Origin of the sequence: Amycolatopsis sp. NPDC049691 (assembly GCF_040675005.1) — a bacterium.
Classification (GTDB): Bacteria; Actinomycetota; Actinomycetes; order Mycobacteriales; family Pseudonocardiaceae; genus Amycolatopsis.
The window spans coordinates 1-23,179 of the sequence record NZ_JBFANX010000022.1; the positions used below are offsets into that span (position 1 = coordinate 1).

Below are 23,179 nucleotides of genomic sequence, written 5' to 3' on the forward strand. Positions count from 1 at the left end.
AGATGTCGCAATCCACACCGAACCCGGAGGCCCTCCCTTACACCAAGATCATCCGATCACGTGTCGTCCCGTACCCAACCACCGTGGTCAGTACACCTAGGTCAGGGTCCGCGGCCGGATGGCGTTGGCGCGGTCCACGAGCTTGACGCGCTCGTCGACCGTGCTCGCCAGCCGGGCCAGCGCGCGGTAGCAGCGTTCCAGCCCGAACCGCAGTTCGCGTTCCTCCAGCTGGCACCCCAGCACCCGGGCGCCCGGGGACGGTTTGCCCTGCTTGAGCCAGTCGTGCGCGGCTTCGAGCACGCCCGCGGACAGCCGCGTCTGGCGTTCGAGGTCCAGCCGGAGCCGCTCGAGCCGGGACGACGCGTCCAGCAGGTCGTGTTCGGTGACCGGGGTCTCGCGGCCGTTGGCCTTGGTCGCCGTCGTCTTGATCTTGATGGCCGCGACCTGCGCGTCGACGTAGTGCGTCGAGGACGGCGGGACCGTCTCGAGCACCTCGACGGCGCTGTTGCGCGCGCCCTGCGCGAGGTACACGCGAGCCAGGCCGAACGCCGCGCTGACGTACGTGCGGTCGGTGCGCCAGACGAGTTCGTAGAAGCGCGCGGCGGCGAAGTAGTCGCCGACGCCTTCGGCGCTGATGCCCAGCGCGAGCTTCGGCGCGATCTCGCCCGGCAGGTCGTCGTAGACCGATTCGAACGCGACCTGCGCGACGCGCGAGCGGCCGCCGGCCAGCTCGATCAGGCCGCGGTACCAGTCGATCCGCCAGTCGTGCGGGAAGCCGTTCTTGATCGCCAGGTACTGCGCCGCCTGCAGCTGCCGCTGTGCTTCGGACAGCTCGCCCAGCTCGATCCGGGCGCGCACGATCCGCAGCCGCACCTCGATCGACTCGCGTGGCGCGCCGGCCAGCGCCTCGATCGCGCCGCGCGGGTCGAGCGCGGTCGTCGTCGCGAGCACGCCGGCCGCCGGGTCGTCGGTGTCGACCTGCGGGATGGGCAGGCCGGCGACGACCTCGTCGGAGCCGGGCAGTGGCACGCTCTGGCCCTGTTCCGGCACGACGAGCTGCACCCCGAAGGTGCGGCTCTCGGGACCGAACACCGTCGACGCGCCGGGCCGCGGCTTGCCGGTGCCGAGCGCCATGATCTCGCGCAGCACGCCGGTCAGCTGGTCGCCCATCTCCTCGGCGGAGAGGAACCGCCGGTCCGGGTCGGCGTGCGTCGCACGGCGCAGGAACCGGTAGTAGGAGCCGAAGAGCGCGAACAGCGGGACGGTGTCCGGGCCGGGCAGCGTGGTCTTGAACTTGGTGGTGTAGCCGGTGAACTCGAAGCTGAGCACGGCGAGCGTGCGCCCGACGGTGAACAGGTCCGACGCGACCGACGCGCCCTGCTTCGCCAGTTCCGGCGCGCTGTAGCCGGTGGTGAAGAACAGCGGGCTTTCGTAGTCGTCCATCCGGCGGACCGCGCCCAGGTCGATCAGCTTGAGCTGCTCGTTGGTCTGGATCACGTTGTCCGGCTTGAGGTCGCAGTAGAGCAGGCCCTGGCTGTGCAGGTAGCCGAGCGCGGGCAGGATCTCCAGCCCGTACGCGATGACCTGGCCGATCGGCAGCGGCTCGGGGCGGCGGCTTTCGCGGTGGTGGGCCAGCGCGAGCTGCCGCAGCGACTGGCCGCCGACGTACTCCATGACGATGTAGCCGGTGGTCGTGCCGCTGTGCGCGTCCGGGTGCTGCACGAAGTTGTGGATCTTGACGATGTTGGGGTGCTCGACCTCGGCGAGGAACCGCTGCTCGTTGGCCGCGGCGGCCATCGCCGTCTGGTCACCGGTGTCGATCAGTCCTTTGAGGACGACCCAGCGGTCGCTGACGTTGTGGTCCTGCGCCAGGTAGATCCAGCCGAGGCCGCCGTAGGCGAGCGCGCCGAGGACTTCGTACTGGCCGCCGACGAGCTCGTTCGGCTGCAGCTTCGGGACGAACGAGAACGGCGCGCCGCAGTTGTCGCACTTCCCTTCCGCGGCACCGGGTTTCCCGTCCTTGCCGCGGCCGACCTTCGCGCTGCAGTTGCCGCAGAAGCGCTTTTCCTCCGACACCACGGGGTTCTTCAGCACCGCCGACGCCGGGTCGCGCGCGGGCACCGGCGGGACCTCGACCAGGCCGGCGCCGAGGCGGCCGCGGCGGGAGCGGGACGTCCGCGACGACGTCCACCGCGAGGTGCCGGGGAACGAGCCGGAGCCCGAACCACTGCCGGTGCCCGTCCCGGTTCCGGTGCCGGTTCCCGTGTGCCTGCCTTCGCTGCTGCGTTCGGGCAGCACGCTTTCGGTGCCCGGGTCGGGCAGCGGCGTGTCGGGGCCGGTGTCCGGCCGCGGCGCCGGCGGCATGATGCTCTGGGTCTCCGGGGCGGGCGCGGCGAGCACGCTCGTCGGCTGCGGCGCGTTCGGGTCCGGGCGGACCGCCTGCGTCGGCGGCGCGACCGCCTGCGTGGCCTGGACCGGCGGCAGGACGGGGTTGATGCTGCCCGGCGGCCGGGTCGGGTCTTCGGCGCCCGGGATCGTCCCGCGGACGGCCGCGGGCTGGCCGCCCGGCGGGGTCGGCGGACGGCGCACGGGCGCGTGGATGACGGTCTCCTCGCCGCGGGAGCCCCCGGACGGCGCGCCGTCGTCGAGGCGGCCCGAGATCGACGGCTCGGGCGTCTCCCACCGCACCGGTGGCGGCGGCTGCCAGCTCGGCGTGGCCGGCGGCGACTCCTCGTCCGGCGCGGCGTGCCGAGGACGGCGCGGCTCCTCCGACACTGCTTACCTCCCAGATCCCCGGCCTGCGGGGACCAATCCTAGTCGCGACGCGCTCACCGGTACTGCGGCGACGGCGGCGACGCCGGCCCGAGCGAGGGCTCCACCCATTTGCGGTAGCTGTCCTGCCAGACGCCGGTGCCGCGGATCTCGTCGAGGACCGCGTTGACGTAGCGGACCATGTCCTCGTTGTCCTTGGGGATGCCGATGCCGTAGTTCTCCTGCGTGAACTGGTCGCCGACGACCTTGAGCGTCGGGTCCTGCGCGGCCATCCCGGCGAGGATCGTGTCGTCGGTCGACACCGCGGCGACCTGGCCCTGCTGGAGCATCACCAGGCAGTCGGACCAGTTGTCCACCGAGACCGGCACGACCTTCGCCGGGTCGGTCGCGATCTTCGCCAGCGACGTCGACTTCTTCGCCGCGCACACGCGCTTGCCGGTCAGGTCGGACAGCTTCTCGGCCTTCGACTCCTTGGCGACCAGGATCCGCTGCCCGGAGACGTAGTACACCGAGGAGAACTGGACCTTCTTCCGCCGGTCGCAGGTGATGCTGTAGGTCCGGACCACGACGTCGACCTGGTGCGCCTGCAGGACGTCCTCGCGCTGCGAAGACGGGATCGCGCGGAACTGGACGTGCCCCTCGGAGGTGCCGAACAGGGCGCGGGCGATCGCGTTGACCATGTCGATGTCGAAGCCCTCGAGGTTGCCCGAGGTGGGGTTGCGGAACCCGAAGAGGTAGGTGGTCTGGTCGACGCCGGCGATCAGCTTCCCGCGTTCCTTGATCTTCGCCATGGTCGAGTCGGCGGCGATGGTGCCGTTGGCGGGCAGGCTGGCCAGCGGGTTGCAGCTGGTGTCGGCGCCGCCGCCGGCGGTCGAGTCCGGCCCGCCGACGTGCGCGGGCTGCGGCCAGGCCGCGTTGCTCACCGGCGCCGGGTCGACCGGCTTTCCGGGGCTGCCGCAGGACGCCGCGAGCAGCGCGACGAGCGCCAGCACGCCCGCCCGGACCGTGTTCCCCCGCCTGCTCACCGGTACTCCCTCAGTCGTTCCCGGATTCCCATGGTGACACCCGCCGCGGCGACCACCGCGAGCACGGCGAGGCCGGGCGCCAGCAGCGTCAGCGCGGCGTCGCCGTCGTGGGTGTCGTCGAGGAACTGCTGCCTGCCGACGTCGATCGCCGACTGGAGGCTGTCGTCGAGCCGCCGGAACGCCGGGGCGGAGCCGGTCTTGCGGTCCTCGAGCACGGCGGTGTCGACGGCTTCCTGGTACTGGCCGGAGTCGTCCTGGCCGCGGACCTGCTTGTGCGCGGCCAGCCAGTCCTGCGCGGCCTTGGTCGCGTCGGCGACCTTCTTCGCGCCGTCGCCGTCGGTGATCAGGCCGCGGGCTTCGCCGAGGAGGCCGCCCTGGCCGTCGGGGCCGACGAGCTGGGCGGCGTTGGCGCCGAAGTCCTTCTCGTACGCGGCGCCGTCGCCGCGGGCGACCAGCGTCAGCGTCTCGTCGGCGCGGGCCTGCAGCGCGGCGATCCGCGCGCGGACGAGCACGTCGACGCGGTGCGAGCCGTCGTCCTGGCCGCTGCCGACCAGGCTGCCCTGCACGATCAGCGCGACCGAGCCCCACAGCAGCGACACGACGACGGCGGCCGTGGCGACGACCAGCCCGATGTTGAGCACCCGGTTGGTCCGCCGGGTCAGGTAGACCTGCGCGACGACGAGCGCGGCCAGCAGCGCGACCATCAGGATCGTGGCGAGCCACGGGAAGCCGGTGGAGCTGTCCTGCTCCTCGATCAGCCGCTCGGTGTCGACGCGGTAGAGGTCCTGCGCGGCGGGCAGGATCTTCGCGCGCATCAGCTCGGAGGCCTCGCGCAGGTAGGACGCGCCGACGGGATAGCCGAGGCGGTTGTTCGCGCGGGCGGTCTCGACGAGGCCGGTGTAGACGGGCAGCGACTGGTTGAGGACGTCGACCGGGGCGGCCGCGGCGGCGACGTCGGAGGAGTCGGAGGCGGCCTTCGCGAGGGCGGCGCCGGCTTCGGCGATGTCACGCTCGTAGCGGGACCGCAGCTCGGGCGGTTCGGTGCCGATGGAGAGGAACGCGCTGGCGGCGGTCGCGTCGGCGTCCGAGAGCGACTTGTAGACCTGCTGCGCGGCGGCGGCGAGGGGTTCGCGGTGGTCGATGACGCCGCTGATCGTGTCGTCGCGGTCCTGCACCGACAGCGTCGCGACGGTGCCGGCGACCAGGGCGAGGAGCACCAGCGCGACGGCGATGACGGTGAGCCTGCCGGGGGTGGTCGCGGCGGACCGGATGATCGCGCGGACCGCCTGTCCGGGCAGATCCAGCAGCCCGAGGAGGCCGCTGCGGCCCCCGGCGCGGTCCCGGCCGTCCGGTGGCGGCGGCGGTGGGGGTCCCGGCGCGGGCGCCGTGGGACCCGGGGCCGTCGCAGTGCTGGTCATCCCCGATTCCTCCCCGAAAGCCTTCCCGCAAGAAGGTAGCCGAGTGGCCTCGTGTGCGGGCACGGGCACCACCCGCCGTCACCAGCACGTGATCTCGGGGCGCGCCTTCAGCCCCGGATTTCGGCGAGTACGCGCCAGTAGCCGTCCTCGGGGCCCGATTCGAGCGTGCCACCGACCAGCGCGAGCCGCTCCCGCATGCCCGCCAACCCGAAACCTTCACCTGTCCGAGTGAATTCGCTTTGCGGGTTGCGGACCTCGAGCCGGACCTCTTTTGAGTCGTACTCCAGCCGCATCCGGACGTCCTGGCCGGGCGCGTGCTTGCCCGCGTTCGTCAGCGCTTCCCGGGCCACGCCGACGAGCGCGACGACCGCGGCGGACGGCAACGGCCGGGGTTCGCCGTCCGTCTCGAAGCCGACCTCGACGCCGTGGTTGCCGGCGTGCTCGGCGGCGATCGCGGCGAGGGCGTCGGCCGGCGGCGGGACGTCCCGGCGCAGCGCGGCGACGGCGTTGCGCGCTTCGGCGAGCCCGTCGGCGGCCAGGCGGCGCGACCGCCGGACCGACCGCAGTGCACCGTCCACATCGGACCGTTCGGTGAGCAGGGCTTCGGCGAGTTCGAGCTGGACGCCCAGTGCGCCAAGGGAATGCGCCAGGACGTCGTGGATCTCGCGGGCGATGCGGGTGCGTTCGTCGAGCGCGGCGGCGCGGGCGTGTTCGGCCTGGGCGAGCCGGGTCTGTTCGAGCAGCGCCTCGGCCTGGGTGGCCTGGACCTCGTACTGGCGGCGGTTGAGGCCGACCAGGACGAGCAGCAGCATCACGGCGGCGTCGGCGAGCGCGGCACCGAGCGAGTGCCCGGCGACGAGGTGCGCCGTCCCGGCGAGGGCCATCTCCAGCAGGCCCACGCCGACGATCGCGCCGACGCCGACCGTGGTGAGCGCCGCGAGCCTGCCGAGCGGGATGACGGCCATCAGGATCGCCGAGGAGTCCGCGGCCCGGCCGACGAACGCCGCGGGCAGCGCGCCGGCCACGGCGAGCAGCGCGGCCGCCGTCTTCGGCCGCCGGGACGCGAGCGCGACGAAGCCGAGCCAGCAGGCGCTCGAGACGCCGTACGCGACCCAGATCCACGGGTTCGGCTCGCGCGCGGTGAGCAGCGTCCCGGCGATGAAGAGGGTGCCGAGCACCTGCACCACGAGCCAGCTCGGCGCGATGGTGTCCGGGAGCAGGGGGCGGTTCGGCACGGCCCCATCTTCCCGGGCGGGCTCAGCCGCGGATGGCCGGGGCGAGCGAGTGCGGCAGCACGGCTTCGGGGCTCGGCGGCCGCCGGACCAGCACTTCGACGTCGTCGGCGAAGCGGTAGGGCTTGGCGCCGAGGATGCCGCCGAAGTGCCGGCGCAGCCGGGACATCTCGGCGCGGACGGTCACCGCGCGGCTGGCGTCGCCGAAGAGGTCCGAGGACAGTTCGGACGCCGAGCGGCCGTCGCGGTGGCTGGCCAGGACGTACAGCATCTCGGCGTGGCGGGGGCTGAGCCGGTGCGTCCAGGTGCCGGCCGCGCCGGCCACCGTGAGCTCGGGGGCGCGCGGCGACCGGACGTCGAGGACGACCCGGGTCGGCGGGGCGGCCTCGGTCTCGGTGGGGCGGATCAGCCAGCCGCCGGGGACGGGCTCGACCGCGCAGTGGCCGTACGCCGGCAGCCAGACCCCGCCGGGCGCGAGGTTCGCGGGCAGCGCGATCCGGTCGACCGGGGCGAGGCCGGCGGCCGCGGCGACCCAGCCGTGTTCGTCGGCGACGACGGCGCGCCCCCCAACCTTCGCGAGCACGGGAACGGCGAAGCCGCGCAGCCGTTCAAGTTCGGTGAGGTGGGTGGTGCGCAGCTGGGACTCGGCGAGCCGCGTCACCGCGTCGACCAGCGCCAACGTCGTCGCGTGGACGGTCGAGGCCGGGCCGGAGAGGTCGACGACGCCGAGCAGCCTGCCGTCGCGCGGGTCGTGCAGCGGCGCGGCGGCGCACGTCCAGGAGTGGTGGGCGCGGACGTAGTGCTCGGCGGCGTACATCTGGACCGGGCGGCGCGCGACGAGGGCGGTGCCGATCGCGTTGGTGCCGACGGCTTCCTCCTGCCAGTCGACGCCTTCGACGAAGCCGAGGCCGTCGGCGCGGCGGCGGATCGCGGCGCTGCCGTCGCGCCAGAGGACCTTGCCGCCCGCGTCGACGATCACCATGATGTGCGCGGCCTGCTCGGCGACGCTGGTCAGGCCGCCGCGCAAGGTCGGCAGCGCCTCGGCGAGCCCGCTGGCGCGGCGGCGCGCTTCGAGCTGTTCGACGGTCAGGACGGGCGCGGCGGCGCGGCTGTCGGGGTCCATGCCGAGGCGGAGCATCCGCTGCCAGGACGCGTCGACGACCGGCCGTGGCCTGCTGGGCAGCTCCTTGCCCGACAGGGCCGCTTCGTGCACCTGGGCGAGGACACGGGCGTGCCGCCGGGGGTCGGCCCCGGCCGGCAACGCTGCCTCGAGGTCTCGCTGACCCAACCGCCACTCCTTGCGCTCCGCCTCAGTCTGCCTTTTCGGTTCGCTGATCGGAAGGTGGCGACGATCTCGCCGGAGGCGGGGTGGGTCAGTTGGTCATCGCCGGTACTCCACGACCGCCTTCGCCGCGTTGACGACTTTCTGCGCGTCGGGGAGGTAGAGGTCCTCGAGCGCGTCGGAGAACGGGACGGGCGTGTGCGGCGGCGTCATCATCTCGATCGGGGCCCGCAGTGCGCCGAACGCTTCCTTCGCGACGAGCGCGGAGATGTCGGTGGCGAGGTTGCAGCGCGGCGAGGCTTCGTCGACGACGACCAGGCGTCCGGTGTTCCCGACGCTCTTCAGGATCGTGTCCGTGTCGAGCGGGCTGGTGGTGCGGGGGTCGATGATCTCGGCTTCTATCTTGTTGCCTGCCAGCTCTTTTGCGGCTTCTTCGGCGACGGCGACCATGCGGCCGAACGCGACGATCGTGACGTCACCGCCGTCGCGGACGACGTTCGCCTCGCCGAACGGGATCGGGTAGCTGTCCTCGGGGACGTCGCCGCTGGTGTCGTAGAGGGCCTTGTGCTCGCAGAAGATCACCGGGTCGTCGTCGCGGATGGCCTGGATGAGCAGCCCTTTCGCCTCGTACGGGCTCGACGGCACGACGACTTTGAGGCCGGGAATGTGCGTGAAGATCGGGTACAGGCACTGGGAGTGCTGCGCCCCGGCGCCGTACATCGTGCGGATGACGACGGGGGTGCGCGCGGTGCCGCCGAACATGTACCGGAACTTGGCGGCCTGGTCGAAGATCTGGTCGAAGCAGACGCCCATGAAGTCGACTTCGGCGACCGGCCGTTGCCCGCGCGTCGCGGCGCCGATCGCCGCGCCGACGAAGGCGGACTCGGAGGTGGGCGTGTCGAGCACGCGGCCGGGGAACTTGCGGAAGAGGCCCGTGGTGACGCCCGCGTTGTTCTCGCGCATGACGATGACCGACTCGTCGCGGGCCAGCTCCTGGGCGAGCGCCTCGTCGATGGCCTCGCGGTAGCTGATCGTGCGTGCCATGGCCTGCCCTTTCAGTACTCAGTACGAGACGTAGACGTCGGTTTCGAGGTCGTCCTTCGTGGGTTTCGGCGCGGCCTTCGCTTCGGAGACGGCTTCTTCGATGAGCTTCGCGACCTCGGCGTCGATGGCGTCGAGGACGTTCGGGTCCAGCTCGCCGCTGTCGGTGACGCGGTCCCGGAACCACTTGAGGCAGTCGAGGCTTTCGCGCTGGCCGGAGTAGCGGGTGAACTTGACCTCGATGAGCGTCGGGCCCCCGCCGCCGCGGGCGCGTTCGATGGCTTCGCCGGCGGCTTCGTGGACGGCGAAGAAGTCGAATCCGTCGACGATCACGCCGGGCACCCCGAACCCGGCGGCGCGGTCGGCGATGTTGTCCGAGGCGACGGACCAGGCGCTCGCCGTCGCTTCGGCGTAGCCGGTGTTCTCGGCGATGAACAGGGCGGGCAGGTCCCAGACCGAGGCGAGGTTGAGCGCTTCCAGCGTGGTGCCCTGGTTGCCGGCGCCGTCGCCGAAGAAGGCGACGCCGACGCCGCCGGTGTGCTGCTGCTTGGCGGCGAGGGCGGTGCCGCAGACGAGGGGCGGGCCGCCGCCGACGATGCCGTTCGAGAGGTCGGCGATGTGCCTGGAGCCACCCTTGCCGTGACAGGATCCTGTCTTGCGGCCGTAGATCTCGGCCATCATGGCCTTGACGTCGACGCCCTTGGCGATGCAGTGGCCGTGACCGCGATGGGTGCTGGCGATGGCGTCGCGGTCGTCGAGGTGGGCGCAGACCCCCGCGGCCGAGGCCTCCTCACCGGCGTGGAGGTGCCCGAACCCGGGGATTTCGCCGGTCGCGACCTCGTCGCGCACGCGTTCTTCGAAGGTCCGGATGGTGCGCATCACCCGATACGCCTCCCGCAGGGCGTCCGTCATCTTCGACGCTCCTTCCCCAGCTCGGTTTCCGTGCGCAACAGCCCTTTCCTCGCGGCCTCGGCCATCGCCGCCCGGACGTCGACGACCCACGGGCCATCCGGTTTGAGCTCGACGAAGGCGCTTTCACCGGTCTTGAGTTCGAGTTCGCGCTCGCCGTCGAGCGCGATGACGCCCCCGGCGGCGGCGAGTTCGACACGCACACCGGGTTCGAGAACGCCCCACCCGCGGACGCCGACGGGCCGCACGAGCCCGGGCGCGATGGGTGCGTGGACGACGTACGGCGTCTCCCCGACGGGCCCGAGCTGCAACGCGACGCCGGTCGGACTGGACCGCGGGCTCGGGCAGAGTTGTCCAGGAACGCTGGAGAGGCCGATGCCGTCGGGTTCGGCGAAGGTGCAGTAGAGCTCCGTGAGCGAGGAGGGATCCCACAGCGCCCGCGCCCCGATGTGTCGGCTGAGCGAAACGCAGACGTCGACGAGCGCGATCTCCCGCCGGGCTTTGGTGACGACTTCGAGCACGCTGACGCGGTGGGTGACGAGATCGGGATCGACCTGCCCGGAGGCGATCAGCCCGGCGGCCAACCCGGCGACGGTCGCCTCCCGCATTTGGGGAAAGGCGTTGTTGGTCCCGGTGGAGAGGGCGAGGATCGGAACGTCTTCGCAGGCAGCGGCGGCAACACGGGCAGTGCCATCCCCGCCGAGGACGACGATGACCCCGGCGCCGGCCTCCACCATCCGCCGCACGGCATTGGTCGTGTCGGCGGCGGTGCCGGTGAGGGGGTAGTCGTCGCAGAAGTCGACTTCGGGCCAGCTCCCGCCCCGTCCGAGCGCCTTGAGTACGGAGGCGGAGATGCCCCCGAGGTCGGTGGAGACGAGGACGCGGTCGAGCCGGGTGACGGCGAAGGCGGCCAGCAGCCGCTGGACCATGTTCGCCTTTTCCGCGGTGGGGAACACGGAAGCCTGCGCAACCAGCCGGCGGATGTCCCGCCCCGAAGCCGGATTAGCGACGATCCCCGCCACCGTTTCGCCCAACCTGACCTCCTGAGACCGCACTGGAGAACAGGAGATCCCGAGACCGGGTGGTAGCGGAAGGGTTGCAGGGCGTTGCAGTGTGCACGATGAGACCGCCGGCTTTGACGTGCGACGCCGGTCACAGTTGCGTGCACCTGCGGGCACTACCTCGACTGAGCGGAACGTCACACCGGCGTTTCGATCTCCAGTGGACTGTCCAACCTGGAGAGCCGGTCGCCGGAGAAGAACCAACCGAGGCCGCGCGCCGGCGGAAGGCTACGAGACGAGGCTCGCCGTGCCCTGGTAGGTGAAGCCGGCCTCTTCGACCGCGCCACGGACGTCGTCTTCCGCCAACGCCGTCCCGGCGCGGACGACCACCCGGCCGGTCGCGACGTCGACGTCCACTTCGGTCACTCCCGGCAGACTGGTGAGTTCTTCGGTGACCGACTGGGCGCAGTGTCCGCAGCTCATCCCGGAGACGGTGTAACCGTGCTCGATCATGGTGCGCAGCATACGAAAAGGGCCGCCACCCCGAACGGGTGACGGCCCTTTCCCAAGATCAAAGTCAGATCACGGTGACCGACGTGGCCTGCGGGCCCTTCTGGCCCTGGCCGATCTCGAACTCGACGCGAGCGTTCTCCTCGAGGCTCTTGAAGCCGCTACCCTGGATCTCGCTGTAGTGAACGAAGACGTCGCCGCCACCGTTGTCGGGGGTGATGAAGCCGAACCCCTTCTCGGAGTTGAACCACTTCACAGTGCCCTGAGTCATCAAAAATCTCCAAATGCAACACCAAAACAGGAAGCCACTTCGGCGACCCGGGTCAACACCCGGACGGTTTGCTTCCTCGGCGAGGAGACACTACGCCCGCTGAGTTCTGCGAGCGTGACTCAACACGAACACAAAAATCGAGACCTAGAGCAGTAAAGCACACCTCGAGGAGGGCGGACAAGCGGTCTTCACCCGGGCGGGGTGAGCTATTCGCCACTCGCCGGACGCAGCCCTTCCGCGCCGAACGGCGACCGCCAGGCGGTGTCGTGCTCCGCTGCGACCACGGCGTCGTCGTGGGCCTCGGCACTGGCGCTGAACAGCACCGGCACGACGCCGGAGGACTTCCGCGCTGGTTCGGATGCGTGCTGGTGATCGGTCACGTCGAAACTCCCCTCGTTCCCTACCCGCTTCCCTGCGGGTGATGACCGCGATGGTGCCATGCGGCACCGACAGAAACCGGTTGTCTCCCGCCGGGACCCGGCCGGGAACGTTCAGCGGCGAACCACCACCGGAACACCGTCAGATTACCCGAGCCATCGCTGTGCTACCACACAACTTTCCCGGCGTTTCCCGAAGCGAAACCGAGCAAAACCCTTACTGGGCGGGAGGTTGCGGGCGCGCCTGCCCGAGCAGGGCCGAAAGCCGCACGTCCGGGGTCACGACGTCCGGGTCCGTCCGCACGTCGATGACGCACGGCCGCTGCCGCACCAGCGCGCTGGCGATGATCGGCTCGAGCTCCTCCCGGTCGTCCACCGTGTACCCCGCCGCGCCGAGTCCACGCGCCCACGACGCGAAGTCGGTCAGCGGGATGGACACCCCGGACAGCCGCCCGTGCGTGCGGGCCTGGTGCATGGCGAGGGCGCCGTGGACGCCGTTCTGGAAGACGACGACCATCACCGGCGCCCGGTACCGGACGGCGGTTTCGATCTCCTGTCCTGTCATCAACGTACCCGCGTCGCCGACCATGGCGACGACGGTCCGCCGCGGCTCGGCCAGCTTCGCCGCCACCGCGGCCGGCACGGCGTAGCCCATCGCGGCGTTGCTCGGCCCGAGCTGGCTGCGCGGCGCGGTGAAGCACCAGTACCGGTGCATGAACTGCGCGAAGTTGCCCGCGTCGCTGGTGACGATGGTGTCCTCGGGCGCGAGTTTCCGCAGCGCGCGGACGACGTCGACGGGGTGCACCCGCGTGTTGCCGCTGGTGTCCGGCGGCGTCATGAAGGTGTGGACCGCGGCGTTGGCAGCCGACGCCCGCCGTGTCCGCGGAGAAGCGACCTCGCGCAGCTCTCGCAGGAACGGCTCGACCTCCGAGTCGACCCGGAAGGTGAGGCCGCGCCGCTTCGGGCTGACGTCGATGCCGGTGCCGACCATGACCAACGTCTGCTGGGCGGTCGGGTAGCGGTAGGCCTGGGTCGTGACCTCGTCGAGCTGCGTGCCGAGCGCGAGCACCAGGTCGGCCCGTTCCAAGGCGTCCAGCTGCCGCGCGGGGATGCCGAGCCCGAGGTGGCCGGCGTACCGCGCGTGGTTCTCCGGGAAGGCGTCCTGCCGCCGGAAGGCGTTGTAGACGGGCAGCGCGAGCTCGTCGGCGACCGCGATCAGCTCGTCGCGCGCGGACCGAGCCCGCCCGCCGACGATGACCACGGGGTACTTCGCCTCGTCCACCAGTTGCGCGACGGCGTCCGCCGAACGGCCCAGCGTCCCGGAAGCCGGCGGCCGGACCCGCGCCATCGGCTTCGCCGCGTCGTAGGGCATGCCCCAGACGTCGCAGGGCACGCCGAGCACGACCGGTCCCGGCCGTCCCTCCTGCGACGTCGTCAGCGCGTGCGCGAGCAGCCCCGGCAGGCTGTCCGGGTCGGTCACCCGCAAAGTCGACTTGGCGATCGACTCGAACATGGCCGTCAGGTCCGAGGTCGGCAGCTCCCCCGACGAAGACGGCACCGGTTCGGTCGCCGGCGTCTCCAGCAGTACGACCATCGGCGTCTCGTCCTGGTACGCCGTCTGGACGCCGATCGCCAGGCTCGCCGCGCTCGGCCCCCGGCTGGCGAGCAGCACGGCGGGCCGTTCGGTGAGCTTGCCTTCGGCTTCGGCCATGAAGGCAGCGCCCGCGTCGTGGCGCGCCGAGACCACGGTGATCTCCCGCTCGCGCTGCAGGGCGTCGAGCAGCTCGAGGAAGGACTCACCGACCACCGCGTACACACGGCGGACACGCGCCTCGGTCAGGATCCGCACGGCCGTCTGGGCGACGGTCGCTCCCAGTTGGTATCTAATGAGGAGAGCTTAGGCGGGCACCGTTCAGTGCAGTCAAGTGATCTTCGCCGAAACCCGGTAAGGATGGACTGAATGTCCGCTTTGACCGACTGCTAGCCGATCAAGGGAGCGAGGACCGCAGTCTTGACCGCGACCGAACATGAAACCGTTTTTACTTATGGTGCACCGGCGTTGAAGTACGGCACCGGCGCCAGCGACGAGATCGGCTACGACCTGACCCAGTACGGCGCGCACCGCGTGCTCGTCGTGACGGATCCACAGGTCGCCGCGACCGGCTGGCCGCGCCGCATCGCCGACGGCATCGCGGGCTACGGCATCGAGACCGAGATCTTCGACGGCGTACACGTCGAACCCACCGATGTCAGCATGCAGAAGGCGGTTGACTTCGCGCGCGGAACCGGCCCGTACGACGCCTTCGTGGCCGTCGGCGGCGGATCGGCCATCGACACCGCGAAGGCCGCAAACCTGCTGACCAGCAACGACGGCGAGCTGATGGACTACGTCAACGCGCCGGTCGGCGGCGGCCGTGCGCCCGACCGCCCGCTGAAGCCGCTGGTCGCGGTCCCCACCACCACCGGCACCGGTTCGGAGAGCACCACTGTCTGCGTCCTGGACGTCCTTTCCCTGCGCGTCAAGAGCGGGATCAGCCATCTGCGGCTGCGCCCGGCCCTCGCCGTCGTCGACCCGCGGCTCACGGTCAGCCAGCCGGCCGGCGTCACCGCCGCCAGCGGCATGGACATCCTCTGCCACGCCGCGGAGAGCTACACCGCGAAGCCGTACACCGAGTTCGAGCGCAAGCGCCCGGAGCAGCGCGTGCCGTACTGCGGCTCGAACCCGCTGGCCGACATGTTCGCCGAGCAGTCACTGCGGCTGCTGTCGTGGGCCCTCCCCGCCGCCGTACGCGACGGCGAAGACCTCAAGGCACGCGAAGCCATGGCCTTGGCCGCGACGTTCGCCGGACTCGGGTTCGGCAACGCCGGCGTACACATCCCGCACGCCAACGCGTACCCGATCGCCGGCCAGGTGCGCGATTTCCACCCGGACGGTTACCCGGGTGACGAGCCGATGGTGCCGCACGGCATGGCCGTGTCGTTGACAGCGCCGGCCGCGTTCCGCTTCACCTTCGACGCGGCACCGGACCGCCACCTACGCGTCGCACGCCTGCTGGCGCCCGACTTCGAGTGGCCCGGCGACTTCGCCGACCACCTGCCCGCGGTGCTGATCGACCTGATGCGGCAGATCGGCATCCCGGACGGCATCGGCGCCGTCGGCTACGCGGAGTCCGATGTGGACTCGCTGGTCGAGGGAACGCTGAAGCAGCAACGGTTGCTGGCGACCGCACCCCGCGAGGCGACCGCGGACGATCTGTCCGGCATCCTGCGCGAGTCGGTGTCGCTGTGGTGAACGGGTACCCGCACTGGCAGACGGTTCCGTTGCGCTGGAAGGACAACGACGTCTACGGGCACGTCAACAACGTGGTGCACTACTCGCTGATGGACACCGTGATCAACACATGGCTGATCGAGCAGGGTGGCCTCGACATCGAATCCGGGGAGGTGATCGGGCTGTGCGTCGAGTCGCACTGCGGGTATCACTCATCGGTTTCCTTTCCTGGAGCGTTGCGGGTGGGATTGCGCGTGGCACACCTCGGGAAGTCCAGCGTGCGCTACGAGATCGGCATGTACGCCGCCGACGAGTCCCTGGTCGCGGAAGGGCACTTCGTGCACGTCTTCGTGGACCGCGAGTCCCGCCGGCCGACGCCGGTCTCCGGCAAGCTGCGAGAGGCGTTGGAAGCACTACAGCCCGGATGACGTACACCGCCGGCGGTTCACCTCCTCTTTGACGGTGCCGGTTTCCGGGCCGGGTTCGTCCTGCACTTCCGATCATGCACGACGGCACCGACAGAACCGGTCGATCGTCGCGAGTTGTCCACAGGCGCCCCGAAGATCGGCGAGTTGTCCACAGATTCGGTTCGAGGGCTTCCGCACCCGATCGACGGCGATAAGCTGGGAAGCGCAAAAGATCGGTCCATAGTGGACGGGTGGTCAGCTCACTCGAGCGGCTCGCGACACGGATGGCGACCTAGGCGTCGATCCGGTGGCACCGTTGTGAGAAGGCGACCCGGGCACAGATTCGTCGCCGGCAGGCATGTCGGCCACGGACCCTGTGTCCACCCGCGGACCAACAGCAGCTGCGGCTCCGTCGCCGGAAGGCGCCCCGGAGGCGGTTGCAGTTGCCGTGCCCAGTGACGGAGGCGCACTGGATACGGGTCTGTTGCCGGTAGGCGCCCCGCCAACAGACCCACCACTGCCTGCAGGCCGCCGGCCCCCGGTACCGGGGGCCGGTCGGCCGCCTGCATCCCCCTCCGGACCGGCACCGGTGGCTGAATCCCCAGCCACCGGTGTCGTCCAGGCTTGCATGAGCTCCGCGTACCGCGCCGACCTGGTCATCAGGTCGGCGTGGCGGCCCAAGGCGGTCTCGCGACCGTCCATGACGAGCACCCGATCCGCACGCAGAGCCGACGAGAGCCGGTGCGCGATCACCACCAGAACACCACCCCGCGCGGCGAAGGCCCGTTCCGCGCGGGCTTCCGACACCGGGTCGAGATGGGAGGTGGCTTCATCGAGGATCACGAACTCCGCCGAACTGGCGTAGACCCTGGCCAGCGCGAGCATCTGCGCTTCGCCTGCGGAGATTCCTTCGCCGCCGTGACCGATCTCGGCGTCGAGACCGCCAAGGCGCCGCAGCAGCGCGCCCGCGCCCACCGTGTCCAAAGCTGACGACAGCGTGTCGTCCGAAGCGGACGAAGCAAAAAGACCGACGTTGTCCCGCAGTGTTCCCGCGAAGACGTAAGCCTCCTGCGGAATCAGCGCCACGAGCTCGTGGCGGAGTGCCGCGGGCACGTCCCGGACCGGGACGCCGCCCAGCAGTACCCGGCCCTCCTGAGGCGTCAGCATCCCGGTCAGCAAGCCGGCCAATGTCGACTTGCCGATACCACTCGGCCCGACGACCGCGAGGTGCTCGCCCGGCCGCAGACTCAGGTCCAGCCCACGGACCACCGGCTCGGCCGTCGCACCCCAGCCGAACGTCACGCCGTGGACCTGGACGCCGGTGCCGCGCGGGGTCGCCGTGCCATCGGACACGTCAGGTAGTTCGGCCGTCTCGGCCAGCCTGCGAAGCGCGACCAGCAACCGGAGGACGACGGTGCCGGCCGTGGCCGCGAGGCCGCGCAGAGCCGGCTGCATCGTGGTGGCCAGGTACACCAGCGCACCCAGCGCCGCGCCCGCGGTCAGTTCACCGCGAGCCACCAGGCCTGGCGCCAACGCGAGCGCGAGCAACAAGGGGATGAACCCGCCGAGCGAGATCACCAGCGCCCGCAGGGCACTCGACCGCGCCACGCGGATCGCGGCGTTCGCCTGCTTGTCGACCGCGTCGTACATCGCCAGCGCGGCGATGGGCTCGGCACCACAGGCCACGATGTCGCGCATCCCGGCGAGGGATGCGCCTGCCGTCGCGGCAGTGTGCTCGTCGGCCAGCGCCAACGCGCGCTGACGACGAGCAAGAGACGGAAGCAGGCAGACGAACGCGACCAGCGAGGCGATCACGGGCACCGCGACCGGGACGACCAGCGCACCGGCGACCGTCACGAGCCCGGCTAACGCGGACGCCGTCGTCACCAGCATGCCCCGGGCCTGAACCAGCAGGCCGGCGGTCGCGTCACGCACCACCTCGACGTGCTGGGTAATCCGGGCGACGCCACTGGAGTCCGGCTGGTTGCGCGGCGGGGAGTCGTCGTGCAGCACGCCGCGGACGACGGCGGTCACCAAGGCGTCGCGCAGCGGCTCGACCACCTTGCCGAGCTGGTGCCACACCATCCGCGCGCCGAACGCCCCGAGCACGGCGGCCAGCCCGAACAACGCCAGCCAGCCGAGGCCGGCGGCCGGGGCGCCGACCGAGAACCCGCGGTCCACCGACAGCTCGACCAGCCGTCCCGAAAAGAAGGCCGGTACGCCTTCGAGCAGCGAACACCCGAGCAGCACGACACCGCCACGCCACTGCCCGGCGAGAGCGGACCAGTACAACCGGCGCAGGCTCACTCGTCCTCCGTGAAGACGCCTCGATAGCCGGGCTCCATCCAGAGCGCAGCATGCGGGGCCACCGCGCGAATCCGGCCCTCTTCGAGCCAGACCACCAGGTCAGCGCGGGCCGCGGTGCTCGCGCGGTGGGTCACGACGACACGCGTACGGCCGGGCAACGCTCCGGCCACGGCGCGCTCGACCGCGGCCTCGGTGACCGTGTCGAGGCTGGCTGTGGCGTCGTCGAAGATCAGGACTCGCGGGTTGTGCACGATCGCGCGGGCCAGCCCGAGGCGCTGGGCTTCGCCGCCCGAAAGCGGCGTCTCGGTCAACGGTGTGCGGTAGCCGTCGGGCAGGCGGACGACAACTTCGTCGACCTGCGCGATCCGACAAGCGTTGCGGATCGCCGACTCGCCTGCCCAGGAGCCGTAGCCGACCGCGTCGGCGACCGTGGCGCCGAGCAGCGCGGGCCGTTCGAAGGCGTAGCCGACGACCGCGCGCAGCTCCTCGCGGTGGAGGCGCTCGAGCGGGCGGCCATCGAGGAGGACCTGGCCTTCGTCGGGGGTTATCAGTCCGCCGAGCACGCCGGCCAGCGCGGACTTGCCCGCGCCGGACCGGCCGACGACCGCAAGGAAGGTCCCGCCGTCGATGCGGAGGTCGATCTCCGTCAGCGCGCCCGTGACGCCGACGTGGTGGAGGTCGACAGTGCCATCGCCGGGCAAGAGCGGGAGCTTGCCGGGCACCGGCTCAGGCTCGTCGAGGACCTCGACGAGCCGTTCGGCGCACCCGCGCGCCCGGGACAACATGGTGAGCAGCGGGATCTGGGTGACCAGGCCGAGCCCGAGGGCGACGTAGCCGAGCGTGGCCACGACGTCGCCGATGCTGAGCCGGCCCGCGAGGACGCCGAAGCCGGCCGCGGCCAGCACGGACAGCTCCACCGCCGGTGTCAGCAGACCTGCGCGCCAGACCATTCGGGCCTGGGTGCGCCAGAGGCCCTGGCCGGCGAGCGTCAGCTTGGGCAGGGGGCGCAGAACTCGCTCGGCTTCGCGGTCGGCGGTACCGGACGCGGCGATCGTGCGGAGGCCGGCGACCGCGTCGACCATGCGGGCCGCGAGTTCGCCGGAAACGCGTTGGTAGGTGAGGACGTCGTCGGCGGTGCGGCGGAGGTGGCTGCGGGCCAGCAGCAACGCGAACGGGATGCTGCCCAGGAAGACGAGCGCGAGCCGCCAGTCCAGGAGGGCAAGCAGGACGACGGCGCCGGTCGAAATGACCAGCATCGAGCCGCACTGGATGACGATTGTGACGATTCCGCCGGCGCCTACGCAGTCGCCGGTTAGGCGGCTGATCGCGTCGCCCTCGGCGAAGCGTGAACGGGTGCCGAGCGCGAAGAGCTTGTCGGACACCGTGCGGCGCAGCCACGCGGATGCCGTCGCCGTGAGGCGAGTCGTCAGGATGCCGCCGACGACGTCGGCCGCGATCTCCGCGCCGCCGACGAGCAACAGCCACGAGACCTCGGGCCAGCTCCGGCGGCCCGCGACAACGCTGTCGACCGCTGCCGCGAGCGCGCCGGGGAGGAGCAGGCCGGCCGCGGTGGCGACCAGCGCGGTACCCACGACGGCGGCCAGCCGGGGGCGATCGAGGCCGGCCACCCTGGCCAGCAACCGATCGGCGGGGCCGCGCATCTCACTCCTTCGGACGAGGTACCGCCGAGGCGGTACCGGGGCCAGAATGAAAGCGCGGGAGCGGCGCACTTGGCCTGTGCCGCTCCCGCACCCTTCACCTCGGCACTACTTGCCGGCGATCCGCCAGGTCAGTGGCAGGTCAGCAGGCTGATGGTGCTGTCGGCGCAGGAGGCCAGCAGGCTGAGGTTCGACGTGCCGCCGCCACCGCCACCGTGGCCGCCGTCGAGCACCTCGGGGGTCTCCATGGCCTGCAGGTCCAGAACGAGTTCCATCGGTGTTCCTTCCTTCGTTTTCCTTCGGGTCCGCCGGTCAGCGACCGGTGGTCTGGGGGGACGGCGTGCCGCCCAGGAAGGGCAGCACCTCCTTGCCGTCCAGGAGGGCGGCGAGCGCGAGGAGGATTCCCGCGCTGCCGGTCTTGACGTCCATGGACAGCCGCAGCAGCTGGTTGCCGGGGAAGGCGAGGCCGCCCTTGAACGGCACCGCATACCAAGCCAGGCGCGCCAGGTGCAGGTCGATCGCCGCGCGGATCGGCGGCGACGGGTCCGGGTCCATGCCCAGCGCGACCGCCAGCCCGCACCGGCCGAACAGCAGGCCGGGGTGGATGACGAACTCGCCGCGGCACGATTCGCGCAGGCCGGGGAGGCTCTCGCAGGCTTCGGCGTCCGGGCGGTGGCGGGCCAGCTGCTCGGCGACCAGCAGGATTCCGCTGCTGCCGATGCCGGCGTAGGGCAACGTGCGGGCCGCGCCGTCGCGGACCTGGAGTGAGCCGTCGTCGGACTCGACGCATTCTTCGAAGTCGCGGCACAGCGCCTGGTCGGCGAAGGACAGCCACGCCGGCTCGCCCGTGCGCTCGAACAGCCGAATGAACAGCAGCGCGGGGCCGGACCAGCCGGACAGCAGGCCGGCGCGGGCGAAGTTCCCCGGCGGCGCCGCCGTCTCCAGCGCTTCCGCCAGCCGGACGGCCGTGGTCAGGGCCTGGCGGCCGAACTCGTTGTCCTGGCGGACCGTCGCGAAGTGCAGCATCGTCAGCCCGATGCCGGCGAGGCCGCCTTCCAGGGCGTGGTCGGTCGTCTGCTCGACGAGCCCGGCGGACGACGCCAGCAGCTTGGTCGCCTCGGCGTGGTGGCCGAAGTTCTCCAGGACGTAGGCGATGCCGTAGCTGCCGTCGAAGAAGCCGGGCCGGGTCGGCGGGTCACGGCGGATCGAATCGATGAGCCAGCGCTCGTGCTCGGGGAACCGGCCGGCGCCGATGACGTCAAGGGCGTGCAGGACGCCCGCGGCACCGACGCCGAAGCAGGCGCCGCCGACCCGGAACTGCTCGATGTCGCCGGGGAACAGCCGGTCCTGGCGCTCGGGCGTCGCGCTGGCCAGGATCGCTTCGGCGATCTGCTTGCGGACCAGCGGCCAGTCGGGTTTCGCCTGGTCGAGCTCGGTGTGGACCGGTGCCGGCTCCGCGGGAGCGGCACGCGGGGCCAGCACCGCGACTGCGGCGTCCGCGTACCCCGCGGGCAGCGCGAACCGGCGTTCGGCGAAGACGGCGATGCCGCGCAACTTCGACGGCGCGAGCTCCATCAGCTGCGAGAGCGGCAGGAACAGCCACAGCCGCAACGCCGCGATCGCGTGCTCGTCGATCTCGAAGCCGGTGCGGTCGGCCGGGGCGCGGAAGCCCGGCGCGCCCAGTGCCGGGCGGTCGCCGGACTCGACGTCGAAGGCCATCTCGAAGTCGATCAGGGAGATGCGGCCGTCGTCGTCCTCGTCGATGAGGATGTTCAGGGGGTGCAGGTCGCCGAAGACGATGCCGCGGGCGTGGATCGCCTCGATCGTCCGCTCGACGCGCGCGACGATCTCCAACGCGCGTTCGGCGTAGGCGGCGAGGTCGGCGTCCGTCGTGCCGCGCCTGGTCAGCGGGTAGTTGCGGGCCAGCCAGTTGCCCAGCGAGTTGCCCGGCATGTACTCCATGGCCAGGTAGTGGTGCTCCCAGACCGTGAAGTGCTCGAACACCCGCGGCACGCCGGGGACGCCCGCCAGCCGGTCGAGCACGGCGTGCTCGCGGCGCAGCCGTTCGACGGCGTCGATGCGCGCCTTGTCCAGGCCGGCGTACGGCCGGGCTTCCTTGAGGACGACCTCGTCGCCACCCGCCTTGGGGTCGGCGAGGTAGACGCCGCCGCCGTTGGAGAAGTGCAGGGAGCGCGTCACCCGATACGGGAACTGATCCGGGTCGCCGCCCTTGCGCGCGGCGATGCTGCTCTGCAGACAGGCCGGAATCTTCACCCAGTCGGGGACGGAGAACGTCGGTTCCCGCTTGTCGGGTACGAGCCTGCCGTCCGGCCTGCGGATCGCCAGGACGCGGTTGCCGTCGTGCTCCACCCACTGTTCGGCGAATCCGCCGTAACGGACGTAGAGCGGGCCGGCGCCGTATCTGAGGTCGCTCAGGATATAGGCACCGTGCTCGCCATCGAGCCGGGCCGCCAGATCTTCCAGAACACGCTCCAGCTCGTCCTCGTCAGCCGGGTAAATGGTGATCAGCTTGGCGCTGCCGTCACGGGGAGCGTATTTGGAATTCCGGGCGAGCAGGATCATCGGTGAGCGGAGGTGCTTGTAGGAGATCCGGCGCTCGACGCAGTACTCGTGCACCTGCACGAGCACGCGCCGCGCGTTGTCCAGACCAGCGGAAACGTGGATCTTCCACCCTTGGCCGGGAAGCCGGCGGCCCTCGGGACGCAGTGCCCGCCAGACGCCGCGGTCGGCGGTGATCCAGCCGTCCGGCGCCGACAGCGCTTGCGCGAAATCGTCGACCGGCGCACCGATTTCCTGTTGTTCGTCATAGAACAACGGGTCGGCGAAGCAATAAGCTTCGTAGCGCAGGTCCATCTGAAGATACCCCTCCGTGCGTTCTCCCGGGGGCGTCGCGGCTCCGGGACGAGGAATATTCCCCCACGCCGGACGGCCTCGCGCCTATCCGCCAACCCGGCGGTTCAACTGGGCTATCCGAGGTAGGCAAAAAGGTCACTTACCAGCCGGTAGCCGAACCCAGGGTAATTCTTGGCTGATCGCCAACCACTCTGTCGGGGTGTAACACGAAGCTTATTACGACATTCCCCCAGGTCCACACAAGGATTACCCGGAATAAACCACCGAATTGGCAGAATGCCATCAAGCCCATCCGGTGATCAACTTTCCGGACGCGGGCACACCTCGTTTCCCGCACTGTCCATTGTGGAACAGGCCAGGTGGCCCGCGCCACGCCCCGGGCACCTCGGCGGACGGACCCACCGGTACCACGGGGTAAGTTGGCGCCCGGCGGACCGGAAGGAGGAACGGGTGATCTTCGGATTCGCCGTGACGGTCGCCGGGGCCGCCACGCTCGTCGCGCTCTGGAGCTTCGTCCAGTCGGCCCGCAACCGGCTGCCGGACAACCCGCTCCTGATCGGGGTCGCGGTCGTCGAGGCCCTGCTGGTCGTCCAGCTGGTGATCGGGATCGTGCTGCTCGCCGGCGGCGACCGGCCGGGCAGCCTGGCGACCTACCTGGCCTACCTGATCGGCTGCCTGGTCGTGCTGCCCGTCGGCACCGCCTGGGCGCTGGCCGAGCGGAGCCGGTCGAGCACCGTCGTGCTCGGCATCGCCTGCCTGGCCATCCCGGTGATGGTGCTGCGACTGAACGAGGTGTGGAGTGGAGCAACAGCGTAGGACGGCCT

Annotated in this window: 19 protein-coding genes; 3 read left to right on the forward strand and 16 right to left on the reverse strand. The window is 71.1% G+C overall.

The window, feature by feature from the left end:
* Nucleotides 1-96: 96 nt before the first annotated feature.
* The 12 genes from AB0J40_RS37160 to AB0J40_RS37215 form a co-directional block, all read right to left on the reverse strand.
* Nucleotides 97-2,775 carry a tetratricopeptide repeat protein gene (locus AB0J40_RS37160; protein ID WP_364463039.1) on the reverse strand — a complete coding sequence of 893 codons (2,679 nt, stop codon included), beginning with the start codon at nucleotides 2,773-2,775 and terminating at the stop codon, nucleotides 97-99.
* A 53-nt stretch (nucleotides 2,776-2,828) separates the two neighbouring features.
* Nucleotides 2,829-3,797: a glutamate ABC transporter substrate-binding protein gene (locus AB0J40_RS37165; RefSeq protein WP_364463042.1), complete on the reverse strand. Its 969-nt coding sequence runs from the start codon at nucleotides 3,795-3,797 to the stop codon at nucleotides 2,829-2,831.
* The gene (locus AB0J40_RS37170) at nucleotides 3,794-5,215 is read right to left on the reverse strand and encodes a hypothetical protein (protein WP_364463044.1); all 1,422 of its coding nucleotides are present in this window, start codon (nucleotides 5,213-5,215) and stop codon (nucleotides 3,794-3,796) included. Before AB0J40_RS37170 ends, AB0J40_RS37165 begins: the two co-directional genes overlap by 4 nt.
* A 107-nt stretch (nucleotides 5,216-5,322) precedes the next feature.
* A complete protein-coding gene (locus AB0J40_RS37175; RefSeq protein WP_364463047.1) occupies nucleotides 5,323-6,450 on the reverse strand; it encodes a histidine kinase in 1,128 nt (375 codons plus the stop codon).
* Nucleotides 6,451-6,472: 22 nt separating this feature from the next.
* The gene (locus AB0J40_RS37180; protein ID WP_364463050.1) at nucleotides 6,473-7,735 is read right to left on the reverse strand and encodes a GAF domain-containing protein; all 1,263 of its coding nucleotides are present in this window, start codon (nucleotides 7,733-7,735) and stop codon (nucleotides 6,473-6,475) included.
* Nucleotides 7,736-7,828: 93 nt separating this feature from the next.
* Nucleotides 7,829-8,773 (reverse strand): alpha-ketoacid dehydrogenase subunit beta, encoded by a 945-nt coding sequence (locus AB0J40_RS37185; protein ID WP_364463052.1) that lies wholly within the window; start codon nucleotides 8,771-8,773, stop codon nucleotides 7,829-7,831.
* Between the two features lie 18 nt (nucleotides 8,774-8,791).
* On the reverse strand, nucleotides 8,792-9,682 hold the full coding sequence (locus AB0J40_RS37190; protein ID WP_364463055.1) for a thiamine pyrophosphate-dependent dehydrogenase E1 component subunit alpha: 891 nt from the start codon (nucleotides 9,680-9,682) through the stop codon (nucleotides 8,792-8,794).
* The gene (locus tag AB0J40_RS37195) at nucleotides 9,679-10,713 is read right to left on the reverse strand and encodes an NAD(+)/NADH kinase (protein WP_364463058.1); all 1,035 of its coding nucleotides are present in this window, start codon (nucleotides 10,711-10,713) and stop codon (nucleotides 9,679-9,681) included. The genes AB0J40_RS37190 and AB0J40_RS37195 overlap by 4 nt, the downstream gene beginning before the upstream one ends.
* A 255-nt stretch (nucleotides 10,714-10,968) precedes the next feature.
* Nucleotides 10,969-11,193 (reverse strand): heavy-metal-associated domain-containing protein, encoded by a 225-nt coding sequence (locus tag AB0J40_RS37200; RefSeq protein WP_364463061.1) that lies wholly within the window; start codon nucleotides 11,191-11,193, stop codon nucleotides 10,969-10,971.
* Nucleotides 11,194-11,257: 64 nt separating this feature from the next.
* Nucleotides 11,258-11,461 (reverse strand): cold-shock protein, encoded by a 204-nt coding sequence (locus tag AB0J40_RS37205; protein ID WP_086855961.1) that lies wholly within the window; start codon nucleotides 11,459-11,461, stop codon nucleotides 11,258-11,260.
* 206 nt (nucleotides 11,462-11,667) lie between these two features.
* The gene (locus AB0J40_RS37210; protein ID WP_364463063.1) at nucleotides 11,668-11,841 is read right to left on the reverse strand and encodes a hypothetical protein; all 174 of its coding nucleotides are present in this window, start codon (nucleotides 11,839-11,841) and stop codon (nucleotides 11,668-11,670) included.
* Between the two features lie 214 nt (nucleotides 11,842-12,055).
* Complete coding sequence (locus tag AB0J40_RS37215; protein ID WP_364463425.1) at nucleotides 12,056-13,714, reverse strand: thiamine pyrophosphate-dependent enzyme; 1,659 nt, start codon at nucleotides 13,712-13,714, stop codon at nucleotides 12,056-12,058.
* Between the two features lie 135 nt (nucleotides 13,715-13,849).
* On the opposite strand from AB0J40_RS37215, the gene AB0J40_RS37220 reads away from it, so the two are divergent.
* Both AB0J40_RS37220 and AB0J40_RS37225 read left to right on the forward strand, forming a co-directional pair.
* Nucleotides 13,850-15,130, forward strand: coding sequence for a hydroxyacid-oxoacid transhydrogenase (locus AB0J40_RS37220; protein ID WP_364463066.1), 1,281 nt, complete (start codon nucleotides 13,850-13,852; stop codon nucleotides 15,128-15,130).
* A complete protein-coding gene (locus AB0J40_RS37225) occupies nucleotides 15,124-15,537 on the forward strand; it encodes a thioesterase family protein (protein ID WP_364463068.1) in 414 nt (137 codons plus the stop codon). Before AB0J40_RS37220 ends, AB0J40_RS37225 begins: the two co-directional genes overlap by 7 nt.
* A gap of 234 nt (nucleotides 15,538-15,771) precedes the next feature.
* Here the strand turns inward: AB0J40_RS37225 and AB0J40_RS37230 are convergent, their stop codons facing one another.
* From AB0J40_RS37230 to lanKC, 4 genes are all read right to left on the reverse strand, one after another.
* Complete coding sequence (locus tag AB0J40_RS37230) at nucleotides 15,772-17,823, reverse strand: ABC transporter ATP-binding protein (protein WP_364463071.1); 2,052 nt, start codon at nucleotides 17,821-17,823, stop codon at nucleotides 15,772-15,774.
* Nucleotides 17,820-19,484: an ABC transporter ATP-binding protein gene (locus AB0J40_RS37235; RefSeq protein WP_364463074.1), complete on the reverse strand. Its 1,665-nt coding sequence runs from the start codon at nucleotides 19,482-19,484 to the stop codon at nucleotides 17,820-17,822. The genes AB0J40_RS37230 and AB0J40_RS37235 overlap by 4 nt, the downstream gene beginning before the upstream one ends.
* A 128-nt stretch (nucleotides 19,485-19,612) precedes the next feature.
* The gene (locus tag AB0J40_RS37240; protein ID WP_086673630.1) at nucleotides 19,613-19,756 is read right to left on the reverse strand and encodes a SapB/AmfS family lanthipeptide; all 144 of its coding nucleotides are present in this window, start codon (nucleotides 19,754-19,756) and stop codon (nucleotides 19,613-19,615) included.
* Between the two features lie 37 nt (nucleotides 19,757-19,793).
* The gene (gene lanKC / locus AB0J40_RS37245) at nucleotides 19,794-22,355 is read right to left on the reverse strand and encodes a class III lanthionine synthetase LanKC (RefSeq protein WP_364463077.1); all 2,562 of its coding nucleotides are present in this window, start codon (nucleotides 22,353-22,355) and stop codon (nucleotides 19,794-19,796) included.
* Between the two features lie 450 nt (nucleotides 22,356-22,805).
* Here lanKC and AB0J40_RS37250 point away from each other — a divergent pair, with 450 nt between their 5' ends.
* A complete protein-coding gene (locus AB0J40_RS37250) occupies nucleotides 22,806-23,171 on the forward strand; it encodes a hypothetical protein (RefSeq protein ID WP_364463080.1) in 366 nt (121 codons plus the stop codon).
* Nucleotides 23,172-23,179 lie beyond the last annotated feature (8 nt).

Coding starts and splice junctions, on each gene's coding strand:
- AB0J40_RS37190 (WP_364463055.1), bottom strand. CDS start 9,682: ATGACGGACGCCCTGCGGGAGGCGTATCGGGTGATGCGCACCATCCGG.
- AB0J40_RS37185 (WP_364463052.1), bottom strand. CDS start 8,773: ATGGCACGCACGATCAGCTACCGCGAGGCCATCGACGAGGCGCTCGCC.
- AB0J40_RS37205 (WP_086855961.1), bottom strand. CDS start 11,461: ATGACTCAGGGCACTGTGAAGTGGTTCAACTCCGAGAAGGGGTTCGGC.
- AB0J40_RS37200 (WP_364463061.1), bottom strand. CDS start 11,193: ATGATCGAGCACGGTTACACCGTCTCCGGGATGAGCTGCGGACACTGC.
- AB0J40_RS37170 (WP_364463044.1), bottom strand. CDS start 5,215: ATGACCAGCACTGCGACGGCCCCGGGTCCCACGGCGCCCGCGCCGGGA.
- lanKC (WP_364463077.1), bottom strand. CDS start 22,355: ATGGACCTGCGCTACGAAGCTTATTGCTTCGCCGACCCGTTGTTCTAT.
- AB0J40_RS37235 (WP_364463074.1), bottom strand. CDS start 19,484: ATGCGCGGCCCCGCCGATCGGTTGCTGGCCAGGGTGGCCGGCCTCGAT.
- AB0J40_RS37240 (WP_086673630.1), bottom strand. CDS start 19,756: ATGGAACTCGTTCTGGACCTGCAGGCCATGGAGACCCCCGAGGTGCTC.